The 12,215-nt window shown below is 71.1% G+C and carries 9 protein-coding genes; 3 read left to right on the forward strand and 6 right to left on the reverse strand.

Going from position 1 to position 12,215, the window contains the following annotated elements:
* The first annotated feature begins 292 nt into the window (after positions 1–292).
* Together ABZU52_RS11535 and ABZU52_RS11540 are read left to right on the forward strand one after the other, a co-directional pair.
* Positions 293–1,654 carry a ricin-type beta-trefoil lectin domain protein gene (locus ABZU52_RS11535; protein WP_354970980.1) on the forward strand — a complete coding sequence of 454 codons (1,362 nt, stop codon included), beginning with the start codon at positions 293–295 and terminating at the stop codon, positions 1,652–1,654.
* 104 nt (positions 1,655–1,758) lie between these two features.
* Positions 1,759–3,057: a ricin-type beta-trefoil lectin domain protein gene (locus tag ABZU52_RS11540; RefSeq protein ID WP_354970993.1), complete on the forward strand. Its 1,299-nt coding sequence runs from the start codon at positions 1,759–1,761 to the stop codon at positions 3,055–3,057.
* A gap of 209 nt (positions 3,058–3,266) precedes the next feature.
* Here ABZU52_RS11540 and ABZU52_RS11545 read toward each other — a convergent pair whose 3' ends face one another.
* From ABZU52_RS11545 to ABZU52_RS11570, 6 genes are all read right to left on the reverse strand, one after another.
* Positions 3,267–3,653: an AtzH-like domain-containing protein gene (locus tag ABZU52_RS11545; RefSeq protein WP_354970981.1), complete on the reverse strand. Its 387-nt coding sequence runs from the start codon at positions 3,651–3,653 to the stop codon at positions 3,267–3,269.
* A gap of 82 nt (positions 3,654–3,735) precedes the next feature.
* Positions 3,736–5,364, reverse strand: coding sequence for a regulator (locus ABZU52_RS11550; protein WP_354970982.1), 1,629 nt, complete (start codon positions 5,362–5,364; stop codon positions 3,736–3,738).
* An 11-nt stretch (positions 5,365–5,375) separates the two neighbouring features.
* Positions 5,376–6,068, reverse strand: a complete 693-nt coding sequence (locus ABZU52_RS11555) for a cysteine hydrolase (RefSeq protein ID WP_354970983.1) — start codon at positions 6,066–6,068, stop codon at positions 5,376–5,378.
* 9 nt (positions 6,069–6,077) lie between these two features.
* Positions 6,078–6,554: an isochorismatase family cysteine hydrolase gene (locus tag ABZU52_RS11560; protein WP_354970984.1), complete on the reverse strand. Its 477-nt coding sequence runs from the start codon at positions 6,552–6,554 to the stop codon at positions 6,078–6,080.
* Between the two features lie 249 nt (positions 6,555–6,803).
* Positions 6,804–8,606, reverse strand: coding sequence for an allophanate hydrolase (gene atzF, locus ABZU52_RS11565; protein WP_354970985.1), 1,803 nt, complete (start codon positions 8,604–8,606; stop codon positions 6,804–6,806).
* 100 nt (positions 8,607–8,706) lie between these two features.
* A complete protein-coding gene (locus tag ABZU52_RS11570; protein WP_354970986.1) occupies positions 8,707–9,372 on the reverse strand; it encodes a GntR family transcriptional regulator in 666 nt (221 codons plus the stop codon).
* Between the two features lie 439 nt (positions 9,373–9,811).
* Between ABZU52_RS11570 and ABZU52_RS11575 the strand changes: the two genes are divergently transcribed.
* On the forward strand, positions 9,812–11,209 hold the full coding sequence (locus ABZU52_RS11575; protein WP_354970987.1) for an acyl-CoA synthetase: 1,398 nt from the start codon (positions 9,812–9,814) through the stop codon (positions 11,207–11,209).
* Positions 11,210–12,215: the final 1,006 nt, after the last annotated feature.

A 12,215-nucleotide genomic window follows, 5' to 3' on the forward strand; every position in this document is an offset into this window, starting at 1 on the left:
ACGCCGAGCCGGGTGCCCCGGCATCCGTCCGGCGATCGGTCGCGTGGTGTTCGGGCGCACGGTGTGGCCACCATCGATTCGACGACCGACTGGTCCTGCGTGGGCGGCGCGACCGGTGGCGGAAACCTGTGTCGATGAGCCGGCCCGGGCCGTGGACACATCGCGTCCGCTGGGGTTCCGCTGTGGCGAACGTGGTCGACGCGGGCCACCCGCAGTGGCGCGTCGTGCCGGCGTCCGGGTTGCCGTGCACCCCCCTTTCCATCAGATCGTGCCGAGTGGCGGGAGCCCCTTCATGACAAGACGTAGACCCATCATTGGTCTTCTTGCGACGGCGGCGGCCGTCGTGGTGACCGTGAGCGCCGCGGCACTGGCCGGTGGCTTGAACAGCACCGCGTCGGCCGCGAACATCGGAGCCGCCGCGGCGACCGCCGGGTGCGGCAAGGCGCCCACGTTGACCAGCGGCCAACGATCCATCCAGAGCAGCGGCCAGAACCGCAGCTTCATCCTGAGGATTCCGGACAACTACGACAGGAACCACGCCTACCGGTTGATCTTCGGATTCCACTGGAACGGCGGCACCGCCAACGACGTCGACGGCGGTGGGTCCGACGGGGCCGCCTGGTCCTACTACGGGCTGCGGCAGCAGGCGAACAACAGCACCATTTTCGTCGCCCCGCAGGGCAACGGCAACGGCTGGGCCAACCCCGGCGGCCAGGACGTCACCTTCGTCGACAACATGATCAGCCTGATCGAGGCCGACCTCTGCGTCGACACCACGCAACGCTTCGCCCTCGGTTTCAGCTACGGCGGCGGCATGAGCTACTCACTGGCCTGTTCCCGACCAAGCGTCTTCCGCGCTGTCGCGGTCTACTCCGGCGGCCAGCTCAGCGGGTGCAGCGGCGGCACCCAGCCGGTCGCGTACATGGGCATCCATGGCATCGGGGACCCGGTGCTCAACGTCTCCGCCGGACGGTCCCTGCGTGACACGTTCGTACGGAACAACGGGTGCACCGCACAGAGCCCACCCGAACCGAGGGCGGGCAGCCTGACCCACATCACCACCACCTACTCCGGCTGCCGGTCCGGCTATCCGGTGGTCTGGGCCGCCTTCGACGGCGGGCACACCCCCGGCCCGGTGGACGGCGGCGGGGACAGCGGGGCCAGGACCTGGACCAAGGGCGAGGTGTGGAGGTTCTTCACCCAGTTCGCTAGCACCGATCCCACGACGCCACCGACCACCCCTCCACCGACCACGCCGCCACCGAGCGGCACGTCGACCCTGCGCAACACGTCCTCCGGACGGTGCCTGGACGTCAACGGCGCCTCGCAGACCAACGGCGCGGCAGCGATCATCTGGGACTGCCACGGCCAGAGCAACCAGAGCTGGACCTCGACCGCCGCCCAGGAGCTGCGCGTCTTCGGCGGCAAGTGCCTCGACGTCAACGGCGCCGGCACCGCGAACGGCAGCTCGGTGATCATCTGGGACTGCAACGGCCAGTCCAACCAGAAGTGGCGGCTCAACACCGACGGCTCGATCACCGGAGTTGGTTCGGGCCGGTGCCTGGACACGGTCGGCAGCGGCACAGCCAACGGCACCCGCATCCAGATCTGGGACTGCAACGGCGCGGCCAACCAGCGATGGAGCCGAAGCTGAGCCCGCCGACGGTCCCGGGGCTCTTCACCCACCACACACAAGGAGGCTCAGCTGTGCCACTTCGCAAACTGTCCGCCCCCCGGCTGGGGGCAGCCATGGCGGCCATGCTTCTGATCGCCGTCGGCATGTACGTCGTCACGACCGTCGCACCGGCGGCCGCGGCCACCACTGCCGGCTGCGGCAAGGCGCCCGGCTTGAACAGCGGCACCCACACCATCCAGAGCGGCGGCAAGAGCCGCAGCTTCATCCTTCGGCTGCCCGACAGCTACAACAACACTTACGCCCACCGGCTGGCCTTCGGCTTCCACTGGCTGGGCGGCACCGCCAGTCAGGTCGCGTCCGGCGGAAGCGACGGAGCCCCGTGGGCCTACTACGGCATGCTCTCGCAGGCCAACAACACCACGATCTTCGTCGCCCCGCAGGGCCTCAACAACGGCTGGGGCAACTCCAACGGCGAGGACGTGACCTTCACCGACGACATGATTCGCGTGATCGAGAACGCGCTCTGTGTCGACACGACGCAACGTTTCTCGGTCGGGTTCAGCTACGGCGGCGCGATGAGCTACTCGTTGGCGTGTTCCCGGCCGACGGTGTTCCGCGCGGTGGCGGCAATCGCGGCCCCCGGGGCGATCAGCGGATGCAGCGGCGGCACCGGGCCGGTGGCGTACCTCGGGATTCATGGCATCAACGACAACATCCCGAACGGACGGTCACTGCGCGACAGGTTCGTCCGGAACAACGGATGCGCCGCACAGAACCCGCCCGAGCCGAGGGCGGGCAGCCTGACCCACATCACCACCGCGTACTCCTGCCAGCCCGGATACCCGGTGGTGTGGGCCGCGTTCGACGGCGGCCACCAGCAAGGTCCAGTGGACGGGTGTGCCGGCTGTGAGAGCGGCGCGCGGAGCTGGGTCAAGCAGGAGGTGTGGAACTTCTTCGCCCAGTTCGGGTCCACCGTGCCGCCCACCACTCCCCCGCCGACGACCCCGCCGACGACCCCGCCGCCCGGCCAGCAGAACGTGCTGATCGTCAGCAGCCCGGCCAACCGGTGCATCGACATTCCCAACTCGAGCACGACGAACGGTGCTCGTCCGCAACTGTGGGACTGTCACGGTGGCACCAACCAGCGTTGGACCTACACCACCAACCGCACCCTGACCGTCTACGGCAACAAGTGCCTGGACGCCAGCGGGGCGGGCAGCAGCAACGGCACCGCGGTCATCATCTGGGACTGCAACGGCCAAGCCAACCAACAGTGGAACCTGAACTCCAACGGCACCATCACCGGCGTCCAGTCGGGGCTGTGCCTCGACGCCGTCGGCTCCGGCACGACCAACGGGACGCAACTTCACCTCTGGGCCTGCCACGGCGGCGCCAACCAGCAGTGGAGCCGGCGCACCTAGACGATCTATTCCAAGGGTTCGGTGAGCGGAGGTGGTGGTGCGTCTGATGGTCGAAGACCGTGCCGGCGACGCCGTCCGAGGCGGTTGACCGGGTAGATCTTGGACAGTTTCCGTTAGCTAACGGAAACTGTCCAAGATTGCCAAGCGATGGCGGGTGAAGCGGCCCGAGGTCGTGCCGCCCGGGTCCTGTCCCGGGCGGCGCGTGGCCGTCAGTCGGCGGGTGCGGCCGAGACGGAGACGTGCGCGGTGACGATCCGCCAGCCGACGGGCAGCCGTACCCAGGTCTGGGTCTGCCGCCCGGTCGCGGCGGTGCCTGCGTACCCGAATCGGGTTGTCACCACCGCCAGGTCCGGGCCGAACGTGGTGACGATCGGGTCGACCAGCCGGTGACCGGCCGGCAGCGGTGGCTGCGCGGCGCGCCACTTGCGCTGCTCGTCCAGCCCGTACTGATGGTCGGCGAGGCCGAACCGCACGGTCCGCTCGGAATCCCAGAAGTACCCGCAGATCAGGTCGGCGTCGCCGTCGGCCAGCGCCCGCTCGTAGTCGGCGAAGGCCGCCGCCACCTCGGCGACCACGTCCGTCCGGTCGATCTCCATGCGGTACGTCCCTTCGATCCGATCGGTCCGGGAACTTGCCGGCCCGGTCGGGAGCCGTGACGCCCCCGACCGAGCCGCCGGCTCAGCTGCGCAACGCCGACGTCCGCTGGTCGCCGGCTGACCGATCGATGGCAACGTCGACCCGGCCCGGCTCTCCGTCCGGTCCGGCCTCCTCCGGGTCGGGCTCGCGGGGCGTGGGCCGGCCCAGGGCGAAGACCACACAGATCACCGCGACGAAGAGGTAGCCGAGTGCCACCTGGCCGTTGGCGTTCCACTCGATCCGCTCGCCGTGGATCAACCCGATGAACGACAGCAGGGCGCCGGAGCCGGCGAAGATCGCGGCCCGAACGAACCGCTTGTCGATGATGAAGACCACCACCGCGCCGAGCACAAGGCCGGCGAGGATCGCGCCCTGACCGAGCACCAACAGCCCGTCGTAGATCACCCCGGCGCCGTTGAGCGCATCGTCGCCGACTGCCGCGGCGGTGGTGCCGGCCGCCGCCAGAGTGTTGTCGATCTGCCCGGTCGCCCAGGCCGCGATGTTCGGTATCAGCGCGGCGACCACGGCGGCGGCGTGCGCCCTCGGGGTCGCCTGGAACGCCTGTGCCCCGATCAGCAGGCCGATGTAGAGCAGGATCGGCACGATCGCCGCCGTCGGGAAGATCGCGCCGAGCAGCCCGAACATACCGAGGAAGCAGAGCAACGCGATCACCACGCCGGTCGCCATCGAGTAACCGCTGCGTCCACCCGCGGCCTTCCAACCCGGATGACCGACGTAGACGGCCGGTGGGAATGGCGAGCCCAGCGCGGCCCCGATCACCGCACCCGCGCCATCGGCGAGCAGCACGCTACGCAGGTTGTAGTTGTCCCCGGCGGTGGCCGCGCTCTCCACGTTGGTCATGCCCTCGGTGAAGTTGTAGACGCCGAGCGGGATCGCCGTCGCCAGCAGAGGCGCCATGTCCGCCAGCCCGCTGAAGAGCAGGTCCAGCTTGATCGAGGGTACGGCGATCGCGATGTCCCGGGCCGCGGCCGTGACGTCCGGCACCGACATCGCCCCACCGGCCCAGCCGATCGCGGTGCCGAGCAGCAGCGCCGCGAGCCCGATCGGGAAGTTGAACGGCAGCTTCACATCGGTGAGCAGACCGATCAGCAGCAACGCGAAGACCGGTAGGGCGACCCAGGCCATCCGCCACATCTGCCCGGCCGGGTTCATCGAGATGAACGTGATGGAGATGCCCGCGAGGGTGCCGAGAAGCGCGGCCCGGGGCGCGTACCGGCGGATGTACGGCCCGACGAACGCGCCGATCAGCACGATCACGCCGATGATGAAGGCCCACGCCAGCCCCGCCTCCCAGGCTCGCACGGGATCCTGGGTACGCAGATAGATGGGAAGCATGATGACGAAGATGACGATGAACATGTGCGGCACGCTCGGCCCGTACGGCAGGGCCGTCACGTCGCTGCGGTTCTCCCGCCGGGCCAGCCGGCGGGCCAGGTAGGTGTAGTAGATGTTTCCGGCGACCAGGGCGATGCCGAGCGCCGGCAGGATGGTGCCGAACACCTCCCCCTCGGGAAGGTTCACCACGGCGAGGCAGAGCCCGGTCAGGGTGAGCACGTTGACCAGGACGTTGACGCCGAAACCGAAGAACGCGTTGGTGTCGCCGCGGACCCAGTACGGGAGCGGGACGACTGTGGGTTTGGTCGAGACCATGGCTGCTCCGGTCAGGAGGAGGGCTGCAACACGGGGGTGCTGGGCAGCGCGGCGCGTACCTGCGCCGAGTCGGCGACCCAGCCGAAGATTCCGCCCTGGGCGGCGATCATGTCGAGCCCGACCCGGTGGAACTCGGGAAAGTAGGACCCGACGCAGTCGGCGAGCACGAGGCACTCGTACCCGCGGTCGTTGGCCTCCCGGACGGTGGTGTGCACACACACTTCGGTGGTGACCCCGGTGACCAGGAGGCTGCGGATGCCCCGCTCGGCGAGCAGGTCGTCCAGGTTGGTGGCGTGGAAGGCGCCCTTGCCGGGCTTGTCGATGACCGGCTCGTCGGGCAGTGGCGTCAACTCGTCGATGATGTCGTGGCCGTACTCGCCACGGACCAGGATGCGGCCCTTGGGTCCGGGGTCACCGATCCGTTTGCTCGGCGCGCCACGGCTGAGCTTGGCCGGCGGGCAGTCGGACAGGTCGGGCAGGTGCCCCTCGCGGGTGTGCAGGATGCTCAGGCCGACGGCACGGGCGTCGGACAACAGGGCCGCGAGCGGCGCGATGGTGCGGCGCAACTGGCCGACGTCGTTGCCCAGGCTCTCACCGAACCCGCCGGGTTCCAGGAAGTCACGCTGCATGTCGATGACGAGCAGCGCCGTGGTCGAGATGTCGAAGGCGTACGGGCCGGGCCGCGCGGCGGCGATGGTCAGCATGGGCGCACCTCACTTGGCCGTGGCGGCGATGACGTCGTCGGATGTGGTGACGCAGCCGAAGACGCCGCCCTGCATGGTGACCATGTGCAGTGCGGCGTCGTGGTTGGCCTTGTCGGTGGCGCCGGTGCAGTCGGAGAGGATCAGGCACTCGTACCCCCGGTCGTTCGCCTCGCGCATCGTGGTGTGCACGCAGACGTCGGTGGTGATGCCGGTGAGGATCAGGTGGGTGATGCCCCGGGTACGGAGCACCAGGTCGAGGTTGGTGGCGTAGAAGGCACCCTTGCCGGGTTTGTCGATGATCACCTCACCGGTCACCGGGGCGACCTCGGGCACGATCTCCCAGCCCGGCTCGCCCCTGACCAGGATCCGGCCGGCCGGGCCGGCAGCGCCGATCTCGGCGCCGATGCGCGCCGAACGCCACCGCTTGTTCGCCGGCAGGTCCGACAACTCCGGGTCGTGTCCCTCCCGGGTGTGCACGACCAGCATCCCGAGCGATCGCGCGTGCTCCAGCAGCCGGGCGGTGGCCGGCAGGCCGCCCGGGTGAGGCCGATGTCGTAACCCATCGCGTCGACGTAGCCGCCCGGTCCGCAGAAGTCGGTCTGCCAGTCGATGCAGAGCAGTGCGGTGCGCGCGGTGTCCGCCGCGCCGTCGTACGGCCACGGGTAGGGGTTGGCCGGTACCGGCCCGATGCTGCCCATCCTCTCTCCTCCTGTCGTGATCGCTGGTGCTGCCGCGTCAGCGCCGGGCAGCGGAACGGCGGTAGGCCCGCCACCCGCCGCTGGCGCTGATGTCCTCGGCCGGCGGGCCCGCGGCGTACGCTTCGCAGAGGAAACCGAGCACGTCCCGCCCGTCGTGCAGCCGGACCCAGCCGAGCGAGAGCGGGGCCGGCACCCCGGCCAGCAGCCCACCGAGCGCGGCGCTGGGCAGCCGCCACAGCTCGACCTCGATCGGGTGGCCCGACGACCCGTCCGGGCCGATCCGGACCAGGCCCGGCAGTCCCTCGCCGTCGGGGGTGTCCATCCGGTACAGCCGGTAGAGCGGCGCGGTGCGGGCGGTGCCGGCGAGGACCGCGCCGTGCCCGAGCAGTTCGCCGTTGCGGGACTCGCCGGCCAGGTGCCGGCCGACCACGGCGATCAGCAGTTCCGCCGAGCGCTGAGGCGGCGGTGAGCTGGCCTCGACCGTTCGGGTCGGCTCGCCGCCCTCGGTGAGGGTGGCGGCCAGCCGGGCCAGGGTGGTGTCGCTGAACGCCGGGCCGACCAGGGTCAGACTCGCCGGGCGGCCGGAGCTGGTGAACCCGTTCGGTACGGTCACCGCGGCCAGGTCGAGCAGGTTCGCGAACTGGGTGTAGCGGCCGAGCATGGCGTTGCGCCCGATCGGGTCCTCGGCGATCTCGTCGAGGGTGAACGTGGTGCCGACGGTGGGCACCACCAGCACGTCGACGTCCTGCCAGAGCTGGTCGACCTGCGCTCGCAGCTCACGCAGGCGGTGCTGACCCCGGAAGGCGTCGATCGCGTCGTAGTTCCGCCCGGTCTCCAGTACGGCCCGGGTCACCGCGAGGACCGACTCGGGGTGCGACCGCAGGAAGCCGTCCAGGGCGACGAGCCGCTCGGCCACCCACGGTCCCCGGTAGAGCAGGTCGCCCGCCTCGAAGAAGGCGCCGAGCGGCACCGACCGCGGGGACCCGACGAACGTGCGCAGCTGCTCGACACCTGCGGCGAACCGGGTCTCCTGCCCGGTGTCGCCGAAGAATTCCAGGTCTTCTGGCCGAGGTACGCCGAGGCGGAGCGTCCCCGGCCTGCGGGGCACTACCCGCTCGGCCGGGATCGGACGTCCCCAGGGGTCGGCCGAGGTGACGGCACGGGCGGCGTGCAGCACGTCGAGGGCACCGGCTACGTCGGGGGCGAAGACCGACACGCAGTCCAGCGAGCGGCAGGCGGGCACCACGCCGGCCGTACTGAGCAGACCCCGGGTGGGCTTGAGGCCGACTATCCCGTTGAGGGCCGCCGGCACCCGGCCGGAGCCGGCGGTGTCCGTACCCAGGGCGAAGCTGACCTGGCCGGCGGCCACCGCCACCGCCGAGCCGGAACTGGAGCCCCCGGAGATGAGGCCACCGCCGAACACGCTCTGGCAACTGCCGTACGGCGAGCGGGCGCCGGTCAGGCCGGTGGCGAACTGGTCGAGGTTGGTCTTACCGACCAGCAGCGCGCCGGCGTCGAGGAGCCGGCGCACGACTGGGGCGTCTTCGGCGGCCAGGTACCCGAAGTCGGGGCAGCCCGCCGTGGTGACCATGCCGGCCACGTCGATGTTGTCCTTGACCGCGAACGGGATCCCGTACAGCGGCAGCGCGGGATCACCGTGGCGACTCAGCGATGTGGCGCGCTCACGGAGACGGTCGGCCGGGACGGTGCTGATCCAGACCGGCCCATCGTCGCGCCCAGCAAGCCCGTCCAGGATGCGTTCGGCTTGGTCCGCCGGGGTCAGGGCGCCGTTGCGGTACGCGGACCGAAGCTCCGAAATGGACCCTACTCGCTCTGGCATACAGTCGATTGTCGACTGTTCTGTTACGGGAAACCGCGCGGCACGTAACGACGACATGACGGCGCGTGGTGTGGCCCCGCCGGCCCACGGCTGGCCCCAGCTAGCCGAGGTACGAGCGCGCGCCGTGCCCGGAGAGCACGGTGAGCACCTCCTCCGGGTCTCCCCCGGCTACCGCCTCGAACAACCGCTCGTGCCGGTGGACCCCGTCCAGCGGCTGCGCCAGCTCCGCCTCCCGGCGCAGGTTGATCGCCATGTAGAGCTGCAACTTCACCAGGATCGAGCCGTACACAGCGGAGAGCTGCCGGTTACCGGCGAGCGCCACCAGCGCGATGTGGAACTCCCGGTGCGACTCGGCGACCGCCATCCGGTCGCCGGCCCGGGTCGCCTCCCGCAGCTGGTCCAGCGTCGCTCGCAGTCCCGCGAGGTCGCTCTCCCGACCGACCGGGATCCCCGCCCGCACCGAGAAGCGTTCCAGCATGTCACGCAGCTCGTACAGCTCCCGCACGTCACGATCCGACAGGGTGGCGACCCGGACTCCACGTCGGGGCACATGCTCGACCAACCCCTGCTGGGCCAGCAACCGCAACGCCTCCCGCAACGGAGCCCGGCTGATCCCCAGCCGCCGGGTCAACTGCTCCTCCACCAGGCGCTCGCCCGGGTCGCTCTTGCCGCTGAGGATTTCCCGGGTCAACCGAGAGACAGCGAGGTCCACCAGGCTGACGCTCTCCAGCTCACCATCCACCGCGGGTGCGGCCCCATCGTCCACGCCGATGAGTCTGCCACCCGCCCCCGGACGACCGACGCGTGCGCGTCCTCCCCGGCGAGGTCGGGTCGGCTGTCCCGCCGGCGCTGCTCGACCGGCCGGCCGCCGGCCACCGTCAGGTCGACCGGGCGGTTTATTCCGAACGCGGCCGGGTCGTGATCTCCACCCTGAAGACCGCGAGCAGCGCGCCGCACGCGTCGGCGAGTCGGGTCAGCGGTTCCCGGGCGGCCCGCGCGCCCCCGACCGGCGATGACGACCGGTCGACGTGCGGCCTGGTCCCGACCGTCTCCACCCCGACGCCCTGGATCGGCGAGCGGATAGGGGTGGTAGGCAGAGTCCGGTCGCGGTTACGGTCAGGCCGGAGTCCACTCAGCTGGGCCCCGGCTCCCGGCGGCCACCGCACCCCGGGGGCCGTCCTGTCGCCGGTGAAGGGGTGTTCGACGTGACCCTGTTGACGGCGTTGTCCCGGTCCCCGGACGACCGCCCGGACGCGGTTCGGGTGGCCGGCCGGTCGATCGCCGGTACGCACCTGTTGGAGAGCGCCACCGCCGTGGCCGACCGGGTGCACGGGCTGGATCGGGTCGCGGTCACTGCGGTCGCGTCGCTGGAGACCGTCGTGGCGATCGTCGGTGCGCTGCTGGCCGGCGTCGCCGTGGTGCCCGTGCCGCCGGATTCCGGGCCGATGGAGCGCGACCATATCGTGCGGGACTCCGGGGCGGAGGCGATGCTGGCCGGGACCGACGAACGCGTCGACGGTGGCAAACTGCCTGTGGTTCCGGTGTCGCTCCGCGACCGGTCAGCAAGCCGGCACCGGGAGCCGGACGGTGAGCGACCCGCGCTAATCCTCTACACCAGCGGGACGACCGGACTGCCGAAGGGCGTGCTGCTGTCCCGTCGGGCGATAGCCGCCAGCCTGGACGGCCTCGCCGACGCCTGGTCCTGGACCCCGGACGACCGGCTCGTGCACGGGCTGCCGCTGTTCCACGTGCACGGGCTCGTCCTGGGATTGCTCGGCCCGTTACGGCACGGCAGCAGACTCGATCACGTCGGCGCTCCCCGACCCGAGCGTTACGCCGCCGCCGGCGGCACACTCCTGTTCGGCGTGCCAACCGTGTGGTCCCGGATTGGCGCCGACCCGGCGGCCGCCCGGGCGCTGCGCGGGGCCCGGTTGCTGGTCTCGGGCAGCGCACCGCTGCCGCTGGCGGTCTTCGACCGGATGTGGGCGCTCAGCGGACACCGTGTCGTGGAGCGCTACGGAATGACGGAAACGTTGATCACGGTGAGCGCCCGGGCTGACGGTCTGCGGGAGGCAGGCACCGTGGGGTTACCGCTACCCGGCGTACAGACCCGACTAGTCGACGAGCACGGCGCTACGGTGCCCCCGGACGGCACGAGCATGGGTGAGTTGCTGGTCCGGGGACCGACGATGTTCAGCGGTTACCTCAACCGGCCGGATGCCGACGCCACCGCGTGGACCGACGACGGTTGGTTTCGCACTGGTGACATCGCGACCGCCGCGCCGGACGGCCGGCATCGGATCGTGGGCCGCGCATCGACCGACCTGATCAAGAGCGGTGGGTACCGGATCGGTGCCGGTGAGGTGGAGGACGCATTGCTGGCCCACCCCGCAGTACGCGAGGCAGCGGTGATCGGCAGTCCACACCCGGACCTGGGGCAGCAGGTCGTCGCCTATGTGGTGGGTGACCGCGTCGCGGAGTCGGAGCTGATCAGCTTCGTGGCTGGTCTGCTCGCCGTGCACAAACGCCCTCGTCGGGTCCACCTGGTCGACGAGCTGCCCCGCAACGCGCTTGGGAAGGTGCAGAAGTCCCGCCTGGGCTGACCAGAGATCCATCCTCGCGGGACCGCGTCCGGCGCGTCACACCGGAGCAAGGACAAGAGTCGTCCGACGACCGGCAGGCCGGGCGACACGCCACCGGATGCGGCTACGTGACCACATCGCTACTATGGGTCGACAGTCCAGAAGGAAGGGATCGTGCCCGCGTGCAAAGTCCCGTCAACGGAACCGCGCCGACGTCTCCGCCCACCCGGTCCGTGCCGCTCGTGGCCGACCGACTGCGCAGGCTCGCCCGGCGGATGGTGCTGATCGCGGCCGCCGTCGGGGCCGGTTTCGTCGTGGCCGCCCTGTTCCAGGGGCCGGCCGCCGCCGACGGGAGGCACGGCTGGTCCGGTGACGGGCCCCCTCGGAAGATCGTCGGTCTGGTCGAGCCGGTCGCGCGGCTCACTGTCGCCGAGCGCCCCAGCCCTGACCGCCAGCCGGCCGCGGGCGACCGCCACCGCGACCGGCCCCGTGCCCCCCTTGCCGGGCCCGTCGGCGACGCGGTCGCTCGCGAGCAGCCAGCCCCGACGAATCCCCGTCGGCTGACGGCTCCGTCGCCCAGATCCGTGCCGCCGCCCCGGGCCGGCGCATCCGTCCCAGCCGAGGCAGCGGAGCGCGAGAGGCTCCGGCCAGCCTCGGTAGCTCGCGCGGCCCATCGCGCAGTTCAACGTGCAGATCTGTCGAGGCCGGCCGCCGATGCACCGCGACCGCCAACCACCGCCGTCCCCGACCCACCCGGTGCGCACGGACCGGGCGATTCGGCTGTGGTGGGCCTGATCACCGCCCCCCTGCCGCACGTCGTCGACATCGTGAGCACGGTGCCGGTCCGGCCCGTCGTCATGGCGCTCCTGCGGGTCGCCGATGGCGTGCTACCACCCACTGCCGATGTGGTGAGCGTTCCGGCGGCGACACCTGCGCTGCCCACTCCCCCGGCGCGGGGGGCGGGCCCCCCCCCCGGGGGGCGCCCCCACACCCCCACCACCGCCCCCGCCGCCCCCACCGCGACGCA

This window comes from Micromonospora sp. NPDC005220 (assembly GCF_040607895.1).
In the GTDB taxonomy this organism is placed as follows: domain Bacteria; phylum Actinomycetota; class Actinomycetes; order Mycobacteriales; family Micromonosporaceae; genus Micromonospora.

Bases quoted from the DNA above. Each gene is read 5' to 3' on its own strand.
- ABZU52_RS11535 (WP_354970980.1), top strand. From the start codon at position 293: ATGACAAGACGTAGACCCATCATTGGTCTTCTTGCGACGGCGGCGGCC.
- ABZU52_RS11540 (WP_354970993.1), top strand. From the start codon at position 1,759: ATGCTTCTGATCGCCGTCGGCATGTACGTCGTCACGACCGTCGCACCG.
- ABZU52_RS11545 (WP_354970981.1), bottom strand. From the start codon at position 3,653: ATGGAGATCGACCGGACGGACGTGGTCGCCGAGGTGGCGGCGGCCTTC.
- ABZU52_RS11550 (WP_354970982.1), bottom strand. From the start codon at position 5,364: ATGGTCTCGACCAAACCCACAGTCGTCCCGCTCCCGTACTGGGTCCGC.
- ABZU52_RS11555 (WP_354970983.1), bottom strand. From the start codon at position 6,068: ATGCTGACCATCGCCGCCGCGCGGCCCGGCCCGTACGCCTTCGACATC.
- ABZU52_RS11560 (WP_354970984.1), bottom strand. From the start codon at position 6,554: ATGCTGGTCGTGCACACCCGGGAGGGACACGACCCGGAGTTGTCGGAC.
- atzF (WP_354970985.1), bottom strand. From the start codon at position 8,606: ATGCCAGAGCGAGTAGGGTCCATTTCGGAGCTTCGGTCCGCGTACCGC.